The following is a 17,875-nucleotide window of genomic DNA, read 5'->3' as shown; positions in this document are numbered from 1 at the left end:
TGGCGCATTACCCGGTAATGCGCCATTCCGACGGGATTAACGTGTGCCGTAGACGACGATGGTCTTACCGTGAGCGGAGATCAGATTCTGATCTTCGAGCATTTTCAGAATACGCCCCACGGTTTCACGGGAGCAGCCAACGATCTGGCCGATCTCCTGACGGGTGATTTTGATCTGCATGCCATCCGGGTGAGTCATCGCGTCAGGTTGTTTCGCCAGGTTCAGCAGGGTCTGAGCGATACGGCCCGTTACGTCGAGGAAGGCGAGGTTACCGACTTTCTCAGATGTCACTTGCAGACGGCGAGCCATCTGGGAAGACAGGCGCATCAGAATATCCGGGTTTACCTGGATCAACTGACGGAATTTCTTGTAAGAAATTTCAGCGACTTCACAGGCCGTTTTGGCACGTACCCAGGCACTGCGTTCCTGACCTTCTTCAAACAGGCCCAGTTCGCCAATAAAATCGCCCTGATTCAGATAAGAAAGGATCATTTCTTTCCCTTCTTCATCTTTGATCAACACTGCCACTGAGCCTTTAACGATGTAGTACAACGTTTCCGCTTTTTCACCCTGGTGAATCAGCGTGCTCTTCGATGGGTACTTATGAATGTGGCAATGAGACAAGAACCATTCGAGAGTCGGGTCTGTTTGCGGTTTGCCAAGCACCATGCGCGGTTATCCTCTGTTATAAGCTGTCTCCAGAGCCAGAACACGACACTGCCTCTGGGTTTGCAAAAATAGGTTTCCCGAATTCCTGGGAAGGGGGCTGTCGAAAATGTACTGCAGCCTGAATGTGATGTCCTCTGCATACATGCAGTACGTCAATGTATTACTGTAGCATCCCGACTGTTTTAGCATAGCTTTCGCCGTGTGTCTCCTGGTGTCTCGCTTCAGCATGACGCAGGTCGCCTTCCGTTGCGAGATTTGTTATGTGCGCGTAATCTGTCAGGAAAATTGACACATTGGAGTTCCGAATATGCAAGCGCGTGTAAAGTGGGTTGAAGGGTTAACCTTTCTGGGAGAGTCTGCCTCCGGCCACCAGGTTTTAATGGATGGCAACTCCGGTGATAAAGCGCCAAGCCCGATGGAAATGGTGCTGATGGCCGCAGGCGGTTGTAGCGCAATCGACGTGGTTTCTATTTTGCAGAAAGGGCGTCAGGATGTGACGAATTGCGAAGTGAAGCTGACGTCCGAACGTCGTGAAGAAGCGCCGCGCCTGTTTACGCATATCAATCTGCATTTCATTGTGACCGGCAATGACCTGAAAGACGCGGCGGTTGCGCGGGCGGTCGATCTTTCGGCTGAGAAGTATTGCTCAGTGGCGCTGATGCTAGAAAAAGCGGTGAATATTACCCATTCGTATGAAGTGATTGCGGCGTGATGCCGGTTGCCTGATGGCGCTTCGCTTATCAGGCCTACGAATTCGCACCCTGTAGGCCGGATAAGGCGCCAGCCGCCATCCGGCATATATCAAACGCACCCTGTAGGCCGGATAAGGCGTCAGCCGCCATCCGGCAAACATCGAACAGATTATTCGATCTTCTTCCCTTCCATCAGTCGCTGAACCAGCGGCAACATGATCAGCTCCATCGCCAGCCCCATTTTGCCGCCCGGCACCACGAGCGTATTGATATGGGAAATAAACGACCCCTGCAACATCGCCAGCAGCCACGGGAAATCAATCCCTTCCAGATTTCTGAAATGAATGACCACAAAACTTTCGTCCAGCGAAGGAATGCCTTTCGCGGCGAAGGGATTGGAAGTGTCAACGGTGGGCACGCGCTGGAAGTTAATGTGGGTGCGGGAAAACTGCGGCGTAATGAAATTAATGTAGTCATCCATTGAGCGGACAACGGAATCCATCACCGCCTCGCGGGAGTGGCCGCGCTCGCTGGTATCGCGAATCAGTTTTTGAATCCACTCCAGGTTGACGATCGGCACCACGCCGACCAGCAGATCGACATGACGCGCGACATCATGCTGCGGCGTTACCACGCCGCCGTGCAGCCCTTCGTAAAACAGCACATCGGTGGGTTCCGGCAGCGGCTGCCACGGGGTAAACGTCCCTGGCACCTGATTCCACGGCACGGCCTCATCGTAGGTATGAAGATACTTACGCGCCTGGCCTTTGCCCGTCTGTCCGTATTCAATAAAGGTTTGTTCCAGCAGGCTGAAGTCGTTGGCTTCAGGGCCGAAATAGCTGATATGCCGCCCGGCGTCGCGCGCTTTGCGGATCGCCATGTCCATTTCGGGGCGTGTGTAACGATGAAAACTGTCGCCTTCCACCTCGGCTGCGCGCAGATTTAACTGCGCGAAAATTTTTCGAAACGCGAGGCTGGTGGTCGTGGTCCCCGCGCCGCTGGACCCTGTTACCGCAATCACCGGATGTTTGGCAGACATAACAACTCCATGAATCAACAAAAGTTTTAGTATAGTCGGCCGTCAGCGGCGGATTATTCGCGAAACTGTTCACGCGGCATAATGTTGACCGTCTCGTGCAGTTCAGACCACACCAGAACAGCTTCTCCGCACTGTAGCTGTCGTTTGACGTCGGCGACCTTTTGCTCAAGCGAACGTTCATGTTCACCATAATCGGTGCCTTCACGCAACACAAAGCTTTCGATCAAATTGTCCAGCGTCTCAGAAGACAGCTCTTGCCAGGGGATCATCATGATGACGCCTCCAGATACGTTGTCAGCCAGTCGGGAATCCGCGACTCCAGCCACATTTCCGGGCGACGCAGCGTCCCGCCGATAAATCCAACATGCCCGCCATGCTCGGTGAGCTGATACTCCACCAGCGGCGGCAGATTTTCCGGTTTCGGGATCACATGATGATCCATAAACGGATCGTCTTTCGCGTGGATGATGAGCGTCGGTTTGGCGATCTGGTTGAGCATCGGCATGGCGCTACATTGACGATAATAGTCTATCGCGTCGGCAAAGCCGTGAATTTTCGCGGTGATCAGATCGTCAAATTCACGGAGCCGGCGCACGGATTTGAGCTGCGCCAGATTAATCGGCAGTGTGCCGGGGTATGCCGCCAGCTTGCGCGCGGCGTTGGCCTTCAGCAGATTGAGCAGATAGCGCTGATAAACGCGGGAAAACCCTTTTTCCATATGATAGCTGCACGCTTCCAGCACAAAGGGAGCGGAAACGATGACCGCCGCGTCAATTGGGATCTCGCGGCCTTCTTTCGCCAGCAGACACGCCAGCATATTTCCGCCGAGCGAATAGCCGACGGCGGCGGTGGGGACGGCGCCAAACTCACGCTGTAGCCAGTGTAAAAACCAGGTGCCGTCTTCCGTTTCGCCGGAGTGATAAATGCGGTTCAGCCGGTTCGGTTCGCCGCTACAGCCGCGAAAGTGCATGACCACGCCCAGCCAGCCGCGCTTTTGCGCCGCTTCAATCAGCCCGTGAGCGTACGGGCTGTTCAGGCTGCCTTCCAGGCCGTGAAAAACCACCAGACGCGGTTTGTGCTTCGCGTGCTGTGGATCTTCACTCCAGGCCAGATCGATAAAATCGCCGTCTGGTAATTCCAGACGCTGCCAGTGCGCATCGAACTTCACCTTGCGGCGGATGAGTCGCGGCAGCATGGTTTGCAGGTGGCGGTTGCGGATACCGCGCATTGGCACGAACTCCGCACTATCGTGACCGGTGATATCAAGGTCGGGGGAGGTTATTTGAGTCATAAATTATGCGATGTTTTTTTAAATCTGCCGCCTACTATACCGTCACTTTCCCCTGGTGTTTATGAAAATGAGGCAGGGGGAGCGGATTTACACCTTCCTGACGCTGATCTTAATCACAATTCATTACTCAAATTATTACTCTCAGGCTAATGATTCCTCTCTACGCTTAATTGATGACTTTCTCACCAGGGCGCACACTCTTTCCAGTGTTAAGCAATCAAAATGATTAGCTGAATCAGGAGGTTAATAATGTTATCTGGGCAAACGCCAGCACGAGTCTGGAACACGCGCCGCACCGAGAAGCAGCGGCGTCTGGCTTCTGTTCCGGTGCAGGGCAAGGTGCTGCCAACCGCAGACCTGACCGCAATGCTGGAAAAACTGATCGCGCCGGGTGACCGCGTGGTATTAGAAGGGAATAACCAGAAGCAGGCAGATTTCCTGTCCCGCATGCTGGCGGAGGTCAACCCGCAGATAGTGCATGACCTGCATATGATCATGCCAAGCGTTGGGCGCAGCGAGCATCTCGATATCTTCGAAAAGGGTATCGCCCGCAAGCTGGACTTCTCTTTTTCCGGCACCCAAAGTCTGCGCATCTCGCAACTGCTGGAAGATGGCCTGCTGGAAATTGGCGCCATCCACACCTACATTGAGCTTTATTCCCGTCTTTACGTCGACCTGGCGCCAAACGTGGCGCTGATTGCCGGTTACAAAGCTGACCGCAAAGGCAACCTCTACACCGGGCCGAGTACCGAAGATACCCCGGCGCTGGTGGAAGCCGCCGCATTCCACGATGGCATCGTTATCGTACAGGTGAATGAGCTGGTGGACGACGAGTGCGACTTGCCGCGCATCGATATTCCGGGCTCGTGGATCGACTACGTGGTGGTTGCCGACAAACCGTTCTTTATCGAACCGCTGTTCACTCGCGACCCGCGCCTGATCAAACAGGAACATATCCTGATGGCGATGATGGCCATTAAAGGCATCTACGCAGAGCACCAGGTGCAGTCGCTGAACCACGGTATCGGCTTCAACACCGCCGCTATTGAACTGCTGCTGCCCACCTGGGGCGAGCAACTCGGTCTGCGCGGCAAAATCTGTAAACACTGGACGCTGAACCCGCATCCGACGCTGATCCCGGCGATTGAAAGCGGCTGGGTGGAAAGTGTGCACTGCTTCGGCGGCGAGCTGGGGATGGAGGAGTACATCCGCGCCCGTCCTGACGTGTTCTTTACCGGCGCCGACGGCTCCATGCGTTCTAACCGCGCTTTCTGTCAGCTGGCGGGTCAGTACGCGGTCGATATGTTTATCGGCTCCACGTTGCAGGTTGATGGCCTGGCTAACTCCTCAACGGTGACTCGCGGTCGCCTGTCCGGCTTCGGCGGCGCGCCAAACATGGGCCACGACCCGCACGGTCGCCGTCACGCTACCCCGGCCTGGCTGAACATGATCACCGAACCTGACCCTATGCAGCGCGGTAAAAAGCTGGTGGTGCAGATGGTGGAAACCTTCCAGGCAGGCGTGAAACCGACTTTCGTGGAAAAACTGGATGCGGTTGATGTAGCGAAAGCCTCCGGTATGCCGCTGGCGCCGGTGATGATCTACGGCGACGACGTGACCCACGTTCTGACCGAAGAAGGTATCGCTTATCTCTACCGGGCGGAAAGTCTGGAGGAGCGTCGCGCGATGGTTGCGGCGGTGGCCGGTATCACCGACATCGGTCTGGGCGTAGACGCCCGGCGCGTCGCCGAACTGCGTCAGAGCGGCAAGGTGGTTTACCCGGAAGATATGGGCATTCGTCGTACCGACGCCACCCGTTCTCTGCTGGCGGCCGGCAGTGTTGCCGACCTGGTGGAATGGTCCGGGGGGCTCTACAACCCACCTGCGAAATTTCGGAGCTGGTAATGAAACTTCTGCCCCGGATTCAGGTTGAAGGCGGCGCCGAATGGCTGGCGCGAACCGCCACGCAGTGTCTGATCGACGAAGCACGATTAAGCCCGAAGCCCGGTCTGGTGGACAGTCGGGGGAACGGCGCGCACCACGATTTATCGCTTGCGCTGATGGAGCGCTCGGCGCACAGCCTGACCGCCACGTTTCAGGCGCTGGCGCAACAAAGCTGGCGGCGTCCGGCTGATATTGCGCTCAGACAAACCATAGGGCGACTCGGTCGCGAAGGCGAGCAGCAGATGATGGCGGCAACGGGCGGCGTGAACACCCACCGTGGCGCGATTTGGGCGCTGGGGCTGTTGGTGAGCGCCGTGGCGATGCACGGCGGCGCGGGTAAGGCGCAGCAGGTGACGGCAACCGCCGCTGAACTGGCAAAACTGCCGGATGACGCCGCGCCGAAAGTCTTCAGTAAAGGGCTGCGCGCCACCCACCGTTATCGCGTACCGGGCGCCAGAGAAGAGGCACAGCAGGCGTTTCCACACATTATGCAGCGTGCGCTGCCGCAGCTTCGGCTAAGCCGACAGAACGGCAGCAGCGAAATGCACGCCCGGCTGGATGCGCTGATGGCCATCATGACCTCGCTGACCGACACCTGCGTACTTTCTCGCGCCGGGATGGAGGGGCTGGATGCCATGCAGCATGGCGCGCGCGCCGTTCTCCATGCGGGCGGCAGCGCGCACCCGGCAGGGGAGCAGGCGCTGGCTCGTTTAGACCGCCAGATGCTGGCGCTGAACGCCTCGCCGGGCGGCGCGGCGGACTTGCTCGCCGCCACCCTGTTTCTCGATCGTGTCGAAACGTCTTATTCAAAGCATTAAGAGGATGTTATGGAAAAAATCACATTGACCGTGCCAGCCAACCGCGCATTACGCGGCAGGGCGCTGGCAGGGGTTGTCGGCTCCGGGGATATGGAGGTGTTATTCACCGCCGACCAGGGCCAGACGTTAACCATTGATATCACCACTTCCGTCGATAACAGCCGCAGCCGCTGGGAAGCGCTGTTTACCCGTCTGCAAACGGTCAGCAGCCTGCCGGCAGGCAAACTGACCATCCACGACTTCGGCGCGACGCCGGGCGTAGCGCGCATTCGTATCGAACAGGTATTTGAAGAGGTGAGCTATGCGTGATGACCGCAGTTTTATCGAATTAAAAGCGCGTCAGCGCGCCCATGCGCTGCTGGATGAAGGCAGCTACCGCGAACTGCTCGACCCGTTTGAAGGCGTGATGTCGCCGTGGCTGGGTGCGCAGGGCATCGTGCCGCAGGCCGATGACGGTATGGTCGTGGCGAAAGGCACTATTAACGGCAAACCGGCGGTGGTTGTGGCGATTGAGGGCGCATTCCAGGGCGGCAGTATGGGCGAAGTGTCCGGCGCTAAAATGGCGGCGGCGCTGGAGCTGGCGGCGGAAGATAACCGTAACGGCATTCCGACGCAGGCGGTGTTGAGCCTGGAAACCGGCGGCGTGCGTTTGCAGGAAGCCAACCTCGGCCTGGCGGCGATTGCCGACATCCACGCGGCGATTGTTGACCTGCGTCGTTATACCCCGGTGGTCGGCATTGTGGCCGGGACTGTCGGCTGCTTCGGCGGGATGTCTATCGCCGCTGCGTTGTGTAGCTATCTGATTGTCACCCGCGAAGCGCGTCTGGGTCTGAACGGCCCGCAGGTTATCGAACAGGAAGCCGGGATTGAAGAATATGACTCCCGTGACCGCCCGTTTATCTGGAGCATGACCGGTGGCGAAGTGCGCTATCAAAGCGGGCTGGTGGATGCGCTGGTTGGCGATGGCGTCAACGCGGTGAAAGCGGCGATGAACGATGCGCTGGCGAAAGGCGTTCCGGCAAAACACCGCACCGATAACTACGACGATTATCTGAACCGTCTGAGCCATTTCGACACCCGCAAACAGGCCGATTCAGAACAGATTAACGCGCTCTTTGCCCGGGAGGTGAAATGATGAGTAACGCAATAAGCCGTGGCGAGTTATGGCTGCAAGCCCTCGTACCGAACGCCAGACGGCTCGAAGGGCTGTGCCCCTCCGTGCAGGCCGCAGACGGTGAGCTGAACGGTGAAACGGCGCGCTTTATCGCGGTAGTGCCGGATGCTAACAACCATTACCCACGCGCCGCAAAAGGCGAGGTTGGTCTGCTGGAAGGCTGGACGCTTGCAAAAGTGGTCAGCGAAACCGTGGCTGCCGATGCTGATAACGCTGTTAAGCGCCCGATCGTGGCGGTGATTGATGTGCCCAGCCAGGCCTACGGTCGCCGTGAAGAGGGATTTGGTATTCACCAGGCGCTGGCCGGTGCGGCAGCGGCGTATGGCAATGCGCGTCTGGCGGGCCATCCGGTGATTGGCCTTATCGTCGGCAAGGCGATGTCTGGCGCGTTTCTGGCGCACGGTTATCAGGCCAACCGCCTGATTGCCTTCAACGACAAAGGCGTGCTGATCCACGCGATGGGTAAAGAGTCTGCGGCACGTATCACCCTGCGTACCGTCGAGTCGCTGGAAAAACTGGCGGCCACTATTCCGCCGATGGCGTACGACATCAGTAACTACGCCACGCTGGGACTGCTCTCCAGTCTGCTGGATATCAGTAATCCAGATGTTCCTTCGGCAAACGATCTGACGTTGGTGACGGCCACTCTGCAACAGGCCATCAGCGATGCTCGTCAGGAGCCGACGCTGAAAAACCGTCTGGGTGCCGACAATCGTCGTAGTTCTGCTCTTGTACGCGAACGCATGCGGGCGAGCTGGTAAGTAAAAGAGACCTGCCAGATGCATAACCCCACGGGCGCGCCCGTTGCGTCCGTGAGGCGACCTGCATCCTGAAAATAATAATCATCGCGTCCGTGCTAACTCTTTTATTCATTACAGGTGATTTATGACTTACGTGATTGTTCATGCTCTTGCACCGATTTTTGTCATCATGTTGCTGGGGTTCTGGGCCGGGAAGGCCAAAATGGTTGATAACAAGAATGTTTCCCTGCTCAACATTTTCGTCATGGATTTTGCACTCCCCGCTGCGCTGTTTAGCGCCACGGTACAAACGCCCTGGACGGGTATTGTCGCGCAGTCGCCGCTGATTCTGGTGCTGACGCTGGCGATGTGGATCACCTACGCCGCTATCTATTTTCTGGCAACGAAGGTATTTAAAAAATCACCGCAGGATGCGGCCGTGCTGACCCTGACCGTCGCTCTGCCAAACTACGCCGCGCTTGGCCTGCCGATTCTCGGTAGCGTGCTGGGCGAAGGGCCGTCAACGTCGCTCTCCGTCGCGGTTTCCATTGCCTGCGGTTCCGTGCTGATGACGCCGTTCTGCCTGCTGATTCTGGAGCGTGAGAAAGCGCGTGCGGAAGGCGGTAACTCAGGTTCTACTCTGTCTATGCTGCCGGTGCTGATGTGGCGTTCAATCAAGAAACCGATCGTGATGGGGCCGCTGCTGGGGGTCATTCTCTCCGCTATCGGTATCAAGATGCCGGAGCTGGTTCTGGCGGCGATCAAACCGCTGGGCCTGGCCGCCACTGCGGCGGCGCTGTTCCTGACCGGGGTGATCCTTTCTGCGCGTAAGTTGCAGATCAACACGATGGTTATTACCTCCACCATTGCCAAGCTACTGATTCAACCGGCGATTGCCTGGGGGATCGTGCTGATTTTCGGCCTGCATGGCTCGGTGGCGATCACCGCTATCCTGATGATTGCGCTGTCTGCCGGTTTCTTCGGCGTGGTGTTCGGTAATCGCTTCGGCGTGCAGTCGCCGGATGCAGAAGCCGTGCTGCTGTTAAGCTCGGTCCTGTGTATCCTGTCGCTGCCGTTGTTTATCTCGTTGACTTCAGGACTCTAAAGCATGAACACAACATTACGCCCCCACGATCTTATCTGGCTTAACGCGCGAAGCGCGCTGGAAGGTGTCACGGAATCCTGGGTGGATGACGTCTGGCATACCCGCCTGCCGGTGGTGGTACGGCGTGATGTTGATGCGCAGGGGCGCATTCCCGTCGGCGTTCGCGGCATAAAGCGCGACCAGCGCGCGGCGGGCTGGGCTCAACCAGATGCCATTACCCGCGTCTGTACGCCGGAATCGCTGGTTGACCCACAGATGCTGCTGCGCTCGCCCTTTATCTCGCAGCCACCAGTTCAGGTGGCGTTATTACTGACGCAACAGGCATGGCCGTGGACGTGGGGGATTACCGGCAGTACCGGCTACGCGCTGGCGACCGGGCTCCCGGTGATCCACGCCGCAAGCGATCTGGATTTGCTGATTCGCGCCCGGCAGCCGCTCTCTCGCGAGCTGCTGGAGAAATGGCGGCAGCAACTGACGGGCGGGCTTTGCCGTGCGGATACCCAGGTGGAAACGCCGCACGGCGCGTTTGCGCTGAACGAATGGCTGCGCGATGGCAAAGCGCTGTTAAAAACGTCGCAGGGGCCGCGGCTGGTCAGCGACCCGTGGCGCAGGGAGGAGTAAATGAAAATCCTGTTTACCTTTCCGGGGCAGGGGACGCAGTATGCAGGTATGCTGCAAAACCTTCCGGGAACGGAGTTAGCGCTGGCGCGCGAGGTGCTGGGGGCGGAGGCGAATACGCTTGATACCCCGGACGCGCTGCAACATACCCGGGCGGTACAGCTTGCTCTGCTGATTGCCGGGGTGGCGTGGGCGCGCGAGCTGGAACGTCGCGGCGTCGCGCCGGATATTGTCAGCGGCCTGTCCATCGGCGCGTATCCAGCGGCGGTGATCGCCGGAGCGCTGGAGTTTACCGACGCGCTGACGCTGGTGGCCCTGCGCGGTGATTTGATGGAGCAGGCGTATCCGCACGGTTACGGCCTGACGGCGATTATGGGGCTGACCTTGCCGCAGGTGGAGTCGCTGGTTGCAGGCAGTGGAACCTTTATCGCTAACCTGAATGCGGAAACCCAGATTGTGATTGCCGGTAACGATGAGGCGATGGCGGATGTTGCGAAGCGGGCGCTGGATAAAGGCGCGAGTAAAGCCCACCGTCTGGCGGTGAGCGTGCCGTCGCACTGCGCTCTGCTGGCGGAACCGGCACAGCAGCTGGTGGAGGCGTTCCGTCATGTGACGCTCTCCCGTCCGCGCTGTGCATACCTCAGCGGTAGTACCGGGCGTGTGCTGTGGCAGCCGGAACGTATTGCTGACGACCTGGCGATGAACATGGCGCGGACGGTGCGCTGGCAGGATGCGGCGATCTCCGCCAACGAGCGCGAGGCGCGGCTGGCGATTGAAATGCCGCCCGGCGGCGTGTTGACTTGCTTAACGCGACAGGCGGAGTGGGAAGGTGAGTCTGTTTCGCTGGAGCGCAGCGGGGTGGATGTCGCGGTGCATCTGGCAAAACGGCTTAGAGGCTAGTGCGATTGCCCGATGGCGCTGCGCTTATCGGGCCTACGGCTCGCACCCGTTGTAGGCCGGATGGCCAACACGCAACCTCGTAGGCCGGATAAGACGCGCAGCGTCGCCATCCGGCGATCAGGCGCCCGGATTAAGGCTACGCGCGTACATGCGCCCTTCGGCGGCCAGCGCCAGCAGATTAGGGTCGCGCTCGCGGTTGCGGGCGAAGACAATGGCGATGAGCTGCTGCATCTGGTATGGCTGCGACAGCTTCAGCAACTGTACGGAATTCTCGTACATCTTCTTCATGCGTCCCGGCATCAGAGTGAAACCGACGCCCGCCTGCACCAGACTGAGCATCGAGAAGATGTCGTTCACACGGGTGACAATCTCTGGTTCAAACCCGGCAATATGAAAGGCTTCCTGGAAGCCCGCATAGGTGGCAAAGCCTTCCGCCAGTGAGACAAACTTCTGATCCCGGTAATCACGCAGATCGGCGGGCGAGGAGGTGTCAAGCGTTGCCGTCGCCGGTGCGGCGAGATAAATATCGTCATGAAACAGCGGCAGCACTTCCAGACTGTTGCGATCGATAGCGCTTTCCGAAATGGAGATCAGGATCGCATCCAGCATTCCGTCTTCCAGCATTCTCAGCAGCGCTTCGTTGGAGCCCATTGTCAGATCCAGTTCGAGATCCGGTCGGCGCAGTTTCATCCCCATGATCAGATGCGGGACGGTTTCCAGCGTCAGAGAGTAGAGCGTACCCACGCGCAGACGCCCCTGGCCGATCCCTGCCGTTTTGCGCGCCTCTTCCAGCCCGCGCGCCATCAACTGGCTGACCTCCTGGCAATACTCCAGCAGCGTCCACGCCGCCGGTTGCGGGATCAGATTACGTCCTTTATGCACGAACAGCGGACAGCGAACATTCTCTTCCAGCGTATGCAGCGCGCGATGAACGCTGACCCCGCTGATATCCAGCGCCTCCGCCGTCCGGGCAATATTGCCTTTCTCCATAAACGTCATGAAGATGCTTAACTTGCGAAAGGTGATATCGTTGGTTATCAGCGGATTCATCGTCATATTCCCGAAGTTAGTCGGCCAGCATCTGCTCAAGCTGTTCCTGCGCTTCCAGCCAGGCCATCTCGCACTCTTCCAGCCCGGATTTGGCGCTGGCCTGCTGTTGCAGGCATTCTGTCAGTTCCGCTTTGCGGCTCTGGTCGTACAGTTCGCTGTCGCCCAGTTTTTCTTCCGCTTGCGCCAGTTTCGCGTTCAGCTTTTCCATCTCTTTTTCCAGACGGGCGATCTCTTTACGCAGCGGCTGGGTCTGGGCACGCAGTTCGGCTTCGCGACGCTTCTGATCCTTACGCGCCTGGGCGCTGTTGGCGTTCTCTTTCGGGGCGTCATCAGGCTGGTTTTCCTGTTTCTGCACGTCGCTCAGCCACTGCTGATAGTCTTCCAGATCGCCATCGAACGGCTCGACTTTATGGTCGTGAACCAGATAGAGATCGTCGGTGGTGGAGCGTAGCAGGTGACGGTCGTGCGAGACGACCACCAGCGCGCCTTCAAATTCGATGAGCGCTTCGGTCAGCGCCTGACGCATATCGAGGTCAAGGTGGTTGGTTGGTTCATCAAGCAGCAGCAGATTAGGGCGCTGCCAGACGATCAATGCCAGCACCAGACGCGCTTTTTCACCACCGGAGAAGCGGCGGGTCTCTTCGCTGACCTTATCGCCCTGGAAGCCAAACCCGCCGAGGTAATCGCGCAGTTTCTGCTCCAGCTCCTGCGGCGCCAGTCGCGCCAGATGTTGCAGCGGCGATTCATCCGCTCGCAAATACTCCAGCTGATGCTGAGCGAAGTAACCGAGTTTAATGCCCTTCGCCAGACCGATTTCACCGCTGGCAGGCGCAAGCTCGCCCGCCAGCAGCTTGATGAGCGTTGATTTACCGGCGCCGTTGCGCCCCAACAGCCCGATGCGTGAACCGGGCACCAGATTCAGCTTAATGGAGTCCAGAATGATGCGATCGCCATACCCGGCGCTCACTTTCTCCATTTTCAGCAGCGGGTTGGGCAGGCTTTCCGGCGCGCGGAAGCTGAAGTGGAACGGGTTATCGACATGCGCGGGGGCGATAAGCTCCATACGCTCCAGCATTTTGATACGGCTCTGCGCCTGCTTCGCTTTTGTCGCTTTGGCGCGGAAACGGTCGATATAACTTTGCAGATGCGCCACGCGCTCCTGCTGGCTCTCGTACATCGCCTGCTGCTGGGCCAGCCGGGTCGCGCGCTGCACTTCAAATGCGCTGTAGTTGCCGGTGTATTCGAACAGGGTTTGCTGTTCGATATGAATGATTTTGTCTACCACCGGATCGAGGAAGTCGCGGTCGTGCGAAATCAGAATCAGAGTGCCCTGATAGCTCTTCAGCCATTTTTCCAGCCAGATAACGGCATCAAGATCGAGGTGGTTGGTCGGTTCATCGAGCAGCAGCAGGTCAGAACGGCAAATCAGCGCCTGGGCCAGGTTAAGGCGCATGCGCCAGCCACCGGAGAAGTCGCTGACCGGACGTTCAAGCTGTTCGTTGCTAAAACCGAGGCCGTGGAGCAGGCTGGCGGCGCGTGAGCGCACGGTCCAGGCGTCGATGGCGTCGAGCTTGCCGTGTACGGTGGCGATGGCGTGTCCGTCGTTACGTTCGTTGGCGTCGTGCAACTGCGCTTCCAGCTGGCGGTATTCGCGATCGCCATCAATCACGTACTCCAGCGCGGGCTGCGCAAGCGCGGGTGTTTCCTGATTCACCCACGCCAGCTGCCAGTTACCGGGAAAGGTCACGCCGCCTGCATCGGCGCTGATTTCATTTTTCAGCAATGCCAGCAGGGTAGATTTACCGCAGCCATTCTTACCCACCAGGCCGACCTTCTGTCCCGGGTTGATGGTGGCGGTGGCATTGTCCAGCAAGACGCGCACGCCGCGACGAATTTGTAACGAGGAGAAAACAATCATAAGGCGCCGTATGTTCAGACTATGTTAATTTATCATTATGATAATGTAATATGCGGGCATTCTGCCGCGCCGGAGCGCAATGGTAGCCCAAAACAATAACGATACACAAAATAACCGGGAGGGGGATGATGTCCCAGCCAGCAAAGGTACTGCTGCTGTATGCCCATCCAGAATCTCAGGACTCGGTCGCGAACCGGGTGCTGCTTAAACCGGCCATGCAACTCAGTAATGTGACGGTGCACGATCTCTACGCGCACTACCCTGATTTTTTTATCGATATCGCGCATGAGCAGGCGCTATTGCGTGAACATGACGTGATTGTTTTCCAGCATCCGCTGTATACCTATAGCTGTCCGGCGTTGCTTAAAGAGTGGTTAGACCGCGTGCTCAGCCGTGGTTTCGCCAGTGGCCCAGGGGGGAACCAACTGGCGGGAAAGTACTGGCGGAGCGTGATTACCACCGGTGAACCGGAAAGCGCGTATCGCTACGATGCGCTGAACCGCTATCCGATGACCGATGTGCTGCGGCCATTTGAGCTGACGGCGGCGATGTGCCGGATGCACTGGATGAGTCCGATTATTATCTACTGGGCCAGGCGACAAAGTGAGCAGGAACTGGCCAGCCACGCGAAAGCCTACGGCGAATGGCTGGCAAACCCTGTTCTGGCGGGAGGTCGCTAATGGAAGGTTCCGATTTATTGACGGCGGGGGTAATGTTCCTCTTCGCGGCGGTCGCTGCGGTGCCACTGGCATCGCGGCTGGGTATTGGCGCGGTACTGGGATATTTGCTGGCAGGGATTGCGATTGGCCCCTGGGGGCTGGGATTTATCAGCGACGTTGATGAAATCCTCCACTTTTCTGAGCTGGGCGTTGTCTTTCTGATGTTTATCATCGGCCTGGAACTCAACCCTTCCAAACTCTGGCAACTGCGTCGCTCTATCTTTGGCGTCGGGGCGGCCCAGGTGATGCTGAGCGCTGTTGTGCTGGCCGGGCTGCTGATGCTTACCGATTTCTCGTGGCAGGCGGCGGTGATCGGCGGGATTGGTCTGGCGATGTCATCGACCGCGATGGCGCTGCAACTGATGCGGGAAAAGGGGATGAACCGCAGCGAATCCGGCCAGTTGGGTTTTTCGGTGCTGCTGTTTCAGGATCTGGCGGTGATCCCCGCGTTGGCGCTGGTGCCGCTGCTGGCTGGCTCGGCAGATGAACATTTTGACTGGATTAAGGTCGGCATGAAGGTGCTGGCCTTTGCCGGGATGCTGATTGGCGGTCGCTATTTGCTGCGCCCGGTGTTCCGTTTTATCGCCGATTCCGGCGTGCGTGAAGTGTTTACTGCCGCCACGCTGTTGCTGGTGCTGGGGTCTGCTTTATTTATGGATGCGCTGGGGCTGTCGATGGCGCTCGGTACGTTTATCGCAGGCGTGCTGCTGGCGGAAAGCGAATACCGTCATGAGCTGGAAACGGCCATCGATCCGTTCAAAGGGCTGCTGCTGGGGTTGTTCTTTATCTCCGTGGGGATGTCGTTAAACCTTGGCGTGCTCTATACCCACCTGTTGTGGGTAGCGGTGAGCGTCATCGTGCTGGTGGCGGTGAAAACGCTGGTGCTTTATCTGCTGGCGCGTCTGTACGGGATTCGGAGTTCGGAGCGGATGCAGTTTGCGGGCGTGCTGAGTCAGGGGGGCGAGTTCGCGTTTGTGCTCTTTTCCACCGCCTCGTCCCAGCGGCTGTTTCAGGGCGACCAGATGTCGCTGCTGCTGGTCACCGTAACGCTGTCGATGATGACCACGCCGCTGCTGATGAAGCTCGTCGATAAATGGCTCTCCAGACAGCTTAACGGCCCGGAAGAGGAAGATGAAAAGCCCTGGGTGGATGATGATAAACCGCAGGTGATTGTCGTGGGATTCGGGCGTTTTGGTCAGGTAATTGGCCGTTTGTTGATGGCGAATAAAATGCGCATCACCGTACTGGAGCGCGATATCAGCGCCGTTAACCTGATGCGAAAATACGGCTACAAAGTATATTACGGCGATGCGACTCAGGTGGAGCTACTGCGTTCGGCAGGAGCGGAAGCGGCGGAGTCTATCGTCATTACCTGTAATGAACCGGAAGACACCATGAAGCTGGTGGAGATATGCCGGCAGCATTTCCCGCATTTGCATATTCTTGCGCGAGCGCGCGGACGTGTGGAAGCGCATGAGTTATTACAGGCGGGTGTCACGCAGTTTTCCCGCGAGACGTTTTCCAGCGCGCTGGAGCTGGGGCGTAAGACGCTGGTGTCGTTAGGGATGCACCCACACCAGGCGCAGCGTGCGCAACTGCATTTCCGTCGGCTGGATATGCGTATGCTAAGGGAGCTTATTCCGATGCATACCGACATGGTGCAAATTTCTCGTGCCAGAGAAGCCAGACGCGAACTGGAGGAGATTTTCCAGCGAGAGATGCAGCAAGAGCGGCGCCAGCTGGATGGCTGGGATGAGTTTGAGTAGAGGGTAGGTATGGCGATTCGTAAACGTTTTATTGCAGGGGCGACGTGTCCGGCCTGCCAGACGCAGGATTCAATGGCGATGTGGCGCGAAAATAATGTCGATATTGTTGAGTGTGTTAAGTGCGGTCATCAGATGCGTGAAGCCGATAAAGCGGCCCGCGAGCACGTTCGCAAAGAAGAGCAAGTGATCGGGATTTTTCATCCAGACTAGCGATATGCCGCAGGTTTTTTTAAGCTAGTGGGTACACGGGTGCAGAATTCCGCTACAATCTGCGCCACTATTCTTCCCATGCTCAGGAGATATCATGAAAGTAGCAAAAGACCTGGTGGTCAGCCTGGCCTATCAGGTACGTACAGAAGACGGTGTGTTGGTTGATGAGTCTCCGGTGAGTGCGCCGCTGGACTACCTGCATGGTCACGGTTCCCTGATCTCTGGCCTGGAAACAGCGCTGGAAGGTCACGACGTTGGCGACAAATTCGATGTGGCTGTTGGCGCGAACGACGCTTACGGTCAGTATGACGAAAACCTGGTGCAGCGCGTGCCTAAAGACGTCTTCATGGGCGTTGACGAGTTGCAGGTTGGCATGCGTTTCCTGGCGGAAACTGACCAGGGCCCGGTACCGGTAGAAATTACCGAAGTGGAAGACGACCACGTTGTGGTTGACGGTAACCACATGCTGGCTGGCCAGAACCTGAAATTTAACGTGGAAGTTGTGGCGATCCGCGAAGCGACCGAAGAAGAACTGGCTCATGGCCACGTTCACGGCGCGCACGGTCACGACCACGACCACGGTCACGACGGTTGCTGCGGCGGCCACGGCCACGATCATGACCACGGTCATGAGCATGGCAAAGGTGGTTGTGGCGGTAACGGCGGCTGCGGTTGCCATTAATCGTCTGTAATGCCTGATGGCGCTGCGCTTATCAGGGCTACAGTAGGCCGGATAAGGCGTTTACGCCGCCATCCGGCACAAAAAAGCGGGAATATCCCGCTTTTTTTACGTCTCAATAATGCGGTGGCGGCGTCTCTTCGGCCTGCGAGGCGATATTCGACGGTTGGCTGGCTTTAAGCTTCTCCGTCAGCAGGCGCAGATGATCGCGCAGTTTCGCCATCTCCATCTCGTGCGCGGTCACCGTTACGTTGAGTTCTTCAATGGTGATCTCCTGAAACGCCAGACGGCTCTCCAGTTCAGCCAGGCGAGCTTCCATCGTTATATCTTGCATGATTCACCTCTCTTGTTGTCTCCGGCACTTCTTGGGTCGCGGCGGATTCTACTGAACTTTATCGGATTACACAGCACTCATTCGCCCTCTACGAAACTAATTTAAACAAAAAGAGTCTGAAAAGGGGTGATAATAGGGCGTGTCCGTATGTTGATTTGTTCTACAACGTTTTATAGTACGCTTCTCATGTAAGTTAACCCTGGGGTGAG

General features: G+C 57.8%; 20 protein-coding genes. 13 read left to right on the top strand and 7 right to left on the bottom strand.

Annotation, left to right across the window (positions count from 1 at the left end; translation table 11 throughout):
• Positions 1–36 precede the first annotated feature (36 nt).
• Positions 37–669, bottom strand: coding sequence for a cAMP-activated global transcriptional regulator CRP (gene crp / locus CKO_RS20385; protein ID WP_000242758.1), 633 nt, complete (start codon positions 667–669; stop codon positions 37–39).
• 307 nt (positions 670–976) lie between these two features.
• Here crp and CKO_RS20375 point away from each other — a divergent pair, with 307 nt between their 5' ends.
• The gene (locus CKO_RS20375; protein ID WP_012135462.1) at positions 977–1,381 is read left to right on the top strand and encodes an OsmC family protein; all 405 of its coding nucleotides are present in this window, start codon (positions 977–979) and stop codon (positions 1,379–1,381) included.
• A gap of 149 nt (positions 1,382–1,530) precedes the next feature.
• Here CKO_RS20375 and CKO_RS20370 read toward each other — a convergent pair whose 3' ends face one another.
• Genes CKO_RS20370 through CKO_RS20360 form a run of 3 tightly spaced genes read right to left on the bottom strand, consistent with a single transcriptional unit; the run spans position 1,531 to position 3,691 of the window.
• Positions 1,531–2,400 carry a phosphoribulokinase gene (locus tag CKO_RS20370; RefSeq protein WP_012135460.1) on the bottom strand — a complete coding sequence of 290 codons (870 nt, stop codon included), beginning with the start codon at positions 2,398–2,400 and terminating at the stop codon, positions 1,531–1,533.
• A gap of 53 nt (positions 2,401–2,453) precedes the next feature.
• A complete protein-coding gene (locus tag CKO_RS20365) occupies positions 2,454–2,672 on the bottom strand; it encodes a YheU family protein (protein ID WP_012135459.1) in 219 nt (72 codons plus the stop codon).
• Entirely contained in the window at positions 2,669–3,691 is a 1,023-nt protein-coding gene (locus CKO_RS20360; protein ID WP_012135458.1) for a hydrolase, read from the bottom strand. The genes CKO_RS20365 and CKO_RS20360 overlap by 4 nt, the downstream gene beginning before the upstream one ends.
• Positions 3,692–3,940: 249 nt before the next feature.
• Between CKO_RS20360 and mdcA the strand changes: the two genes are divergently transcribed.
• The 8 genes from mdcA to mdcH all read left to right on the top strand — a co-directional run bounded on the left by mdcA (position 3,941) and on the right by mdcH (position 10,990).
• Positions 3,941–5,596 carry a malonate decarboxylase subunit alpha gene (gene mdcA, locus CKO_RS20355; RefSeq protein WP_012135456.1) on the top strand — a complete coding sequence of 552 codons (1,656 nt, stop codon included), beginning with the start codon at positions 3,941–3,943 and terminating at the stop codon, positions 5,594–5,596.
• On the top strand, positions 5,596–6,453 hold the full coding sequence (locus CKO_RS20350) for a triphosphoribosyl-dephospho-CoA synthase (protein ID WP_012135455.1): 858 nt from the start codon (positions 5,596–5,598) through the stop codon (positions 6,451–6,453). The genes mdcA and CKO_RS20350 overlap by 1 nt, the downstream gene beginning before the upstream one ends.
• A gap of 9 nt (positions 6,454–6,462) precedes the next feature.
• Positions 6,463–6,762 (top strand): malonate decarboxylase acyl carrier protein, encoded by a 300-nt coding sequence (gene mdcC / locus CKO_RS20345; protein WP_012135454.1) that lies wholly within the window; start codon positions 6,463–6,465, stop codon positions 6,760–6,762.
• Entirely contained in the window at positions 6,755–7,588 is an 834-nt protein-coding gene (locus tag CKO_RS20340; RefSeq protein WP_012135453.1) for a biotin-independent malonate decarboxylase subunit beta, read from the top strand. The genes mdcC and CKO_RS20340 overlap by 8 nt, the downstream gene beginning before the upstream one ends.
• Positions 7,588–8,388 (top strand): biotin-independent malonate decarboxylase subunit gamma, encoded by an 801-nt coding sequence (gene mdcE / locus CKO_RS20335; RefSeq protein WP_024131008.1) that lies wholly within the window; start codon positions 7,588–7,590, stop codon positions 8,386–8,388. The genes CKO_RS20340 and mdcE overlap by 1 nt, the downstream gene beginning before the upstream one ends.
• A 124-nt stretch (positions 8,389–8,512) precedes the next feature.
• Positions 8,513–9,472, top strand: a complete 960-nt coding sequence (locus CKO_RS20330; protein ID WP_012135451.1) for an AEC family transporter — start codon at positions 8,513–8,515, stop codon at positions 9,470–9,472.
• Between the two features lie 3 nt (positions 9,473–9,475).
• Positions 9,476–10,093, top strand: a complete 618-nt coding sequence (locus CKO_RS20325) for a malonate decarboxylase holo-ACP synthase (protein WP_012135450.1) — start codon at positions 9,476–9,478, stop codon at positions 10,091–10,093.
• Complete coding sequence (gene mdcH, locus CKO_RS20320; protein WP_012135449.1) at positions 10,094–10,990, top strand: malonate decarboxylase subunit epsilon; 897 nt, start codon at positions 10,094–10,096, stop codon at positions 10,988–10,990.
• A 117-nt stretch (positions 10,991–11,107) separates the two neighbouring features.
• On the opposite strand, the gene CKO_RS20315 is transcribed toward mdcH, so the two are convergent.
• Both CKO_RS20315 and CKO_RS20310 read right to left on the bottom strand, forming a co-directional pair.
• Positions 11,108–12,040 (bottom strand): LysR family transcriptional regulator, encoded by a 933-nt coding sequence (locus CKO_RS20315; RefSeq protein ID WP_024131007.1) that lies wholly within the window; start codon positions 12,038–12,040, stop codon positions 11,108–11,110.
• 16 nt (positions 12,041–12,056) lie between these two features.
• Positions 12,057–13,958, bottom strand: coding sequence for an ABC transporter ATP-binding protein (locus tag CKO_RS20310; protein ID WP_012135447.1), 1,902 nt, complete (start codon positions 13,956–13,958; stop codon positions 12,057–12,059).
• Between the two features lie 128 nt (positions 13,959–14,086).
• On the opposite strand from CKO_RS20310, the gene kefG reads away from it, so the two are divergent.
• The 4 genes from kefG to slyD all read left to right on the top strand — a co-directional run bounded on the left by kefG (position 14,087) and on the right by slyD (position 17,335).
• Complete coding sequence (gene kefG, locus CKO_RS20305) at positions 14,087–14,638, top strand: glutathione-regulated potassium-efflux system ancillary protein KefG (protein ID WP_024131006.1); 552 nt, start codon at positions 14,087–14,089, stop codon at positions 14,636–14,638.
• Entirely contained in the window at positions 14,638–16,443 is a 1,806-nt protein-coding gene (gene kefB, locus CKO_RS20300; RefSeq protein WP_012135445.1) for a glutathione-regulated potassium-efflux system protein KefB, read from the top strand. The genes kefG and kefB overlap by 1 nt, the downstream gene beginning before the upstream one ends.
• A 9-nt stretch (positions 16,444–16,452) precedes the next feature.
• On the top strand, positions 16,453–16,653 hold the full coding sequence (locus tag CKO_RS20295; RefSeq protein ID WP_012135444.1) for a YheV family putative zinc ribbon protein: 201 nt from the start codon (positions 16,453–16,455) through the stop codon (positions 16,651–16,653).
• Positions 16,654–16,747: 94 nt separating this feature from the next.
• The gene (gene slyD / locus CKO_RS20290; protein WP_012135442.1) at positions 16,748–17,335 is read left to right on the top strand and encodes a peptidylprolyl isomerase; all 588 of its coding nucleotides are present in this window, start codon (positions 16,748–16,750) and stop codon (positions 17,333–17,335) included.
• 112 nt (positions 17,336–17,447) lie between these two features.
• Here slyD and CKO_RS20285 read toward each other — a convergent pair whose 3' ends face one another.
• Positions 17,448–17,666 carry a protein SlyX gene (locus CKO_RS20285; protein WP_012135441.1) on the bottom strand — a complete coding sequence of 73 codons (219 nt, stop codon included), beginning with the start codon at positions 17,664–17,666 and terminating at the stop codon, positions 17,448–17,450.
• Between the last annotated feature and the right edge of the window lie 209 nt (positions 17,667–17,875).

Origin of the sequence: Citrobacter koseri ATCC BAA-895, assembly GCF_000018045.1 — a bacterium.
Classification (GTDB): Bacteria; Pseudomonadota; Gammaproteobacteria; order Enterobacterales; family Enterobacteriaceae; genus Citrobacter_B; species Citrobacter_B koseri.
Note: the sequence above shows the minus strand (reverse complement) of the source record. Positions and strands in the feature narration are given on the sequence as shown.

What these genes read in the sequence shown, in the direction of transcription:
- crp (WP_000242758.1), bottom strand. Translation starts at nt 669, where the DNA reads ATGGTGCTTGGCAAACCGCAAACAGACCCGACTCTCGAATGGTTCTTG.
- CKO_RS20375 (WP_012135462.1), top strand. Translation starts at nt 977, where the DNA reads ATGCAAGCGCGTGTAAAGTGGGTTGAAGGGTTAACCTTTCTGGGAGAG.
- CKO_RS20370 (WP_012135460.1), bottom strand. Translation starts at nt 2,400, where the DNA reads ATGTCTGCCAAACATCCGGTGATTGCGGTAACAGGGTCCAGCGGCGCG.
- CKO_RS20365 (WP_012135459.1), bottom strand. Translation starts at nt 2,672, where the DNA reads ATGATGATCCCCTGGCAAGAGCTGTCTTCTGAGACGCTGGACAATTTG.
- CKO_RS20360 (WP_012135458.1), bottom strand. Translation starts at nt 3,691, where the DNA reads ATGACTCAAATAACCTCCCCCGACCTTGATATCACCGGTCACGATAGT.
- mdcA (WP_012135456.1), top strand. Translation starts at nt 3,941, where the DNA reads ATGTTATCTGGGCAAACGCCAGCACGAGTCTGGAACACGCGCCGCACC.
- CKO_RS20350 (WP_012135455.1), top strand. Translation starts at nt 5,596, where the DNA reads ATGAAACTTCTGCCCCGGATTCAGGTTGAAGGCGGCGCCGAATGGCTG.
- mdcC (WP_012135454.1), top strand. Translation starts at nt 6,463, where the DNA reads ATGGAAAAAATCACATTGACCGTGCCAGCCAACCGCGCATTACGCGGC.
- CKO_RS20340 (WP_012135453.1), top strand. Translation starts at nt 6,755, where the DNA reads ATGCGTGATGACCGCAGTTTTATCGAATTAAAAGCGCGTCAGCGCGCC.
- mdcE (WP_024131008.1), top strand. Translation starts at nt 7,588, where the DNA reads ATGAGTAACGCAATAAGCCGTGGCGAGTTATGGCTGCAAGCCCTCGTA.
- CKO_RS20330 (WP_012135451.1), top strand. Translation starts at nt 8,513, where the DNA reads ATGACTTACGTGATTGTTCATGCTCTTGCACCGATTTTTGTCATCATG.
- CKO_RS20325 (WP_012135450.1), top strand. Translation starts at nt 9,476, where the DNA reads ATGAACACAACATTACGCCCCCACGATCTTATCTGGCTTAACGCGCGA.
- mdcH (WP_012135449.1), top strand. Translation starts at nt 10,094, where the DNA reads ATGAAAATCCTGTTTACCTTTCCGGGGCAGGGGACGCAGTATGCAGGT.
- CKO_RS20315 (WP_024131007.1), bottom strand. Translation starts at nt 12,040, where the DNA reads ATGAATCCGCTGATAACCAACGATATCACCTTTCGCAAGTTAAGCATC.
- CKO_RS20310 (WP_012135447.1), bottom strand. Translation starts at nt 13,958, where the DNA reads ATGATTGTTTTCTCCTCGTTACAAATTCGTCGCGGCGTGCGCGTCTTG.
- kefG (WP_024131006.1), top strand. Translation starts at nt 14,087, where the DNA reads ATGTCCCAGCCAGCAAAGGTACTGCTGCTGTATGCCCATCCAGAATCT.
- kefB (WP_012135445.1), top strand. Translation starts at nt 14,638, where the DNA reads ATGGAAGGTTCCGATTTATTGACGGCGGGGGTAATGTTCCTCTTCGCG.
- CKO_RS20295 (WP_012135444.1), top strand. Translation starts at nt 16,453, where the DNA reads ATGGCGATTCGTAAACGTTTTATTGCAGGGGCGACGTGTCCGGCCTGC.
- slyD (WP_012135442.1), top strand. Translation starts at nt 16,748, where the DNA reads ATGAAAGTAGCAAAAGACCTGGTGGTCAGCCTGGCCTATCAGGTACGT.
- CKO_RS20285 (WP_012135441.1), bottom strand. Translation starts at nt 17,666, where the DNA reads ATGCAAGATATAACGATGGAAGCTCGCCTGGCTGAACTGGAGAGCCGT.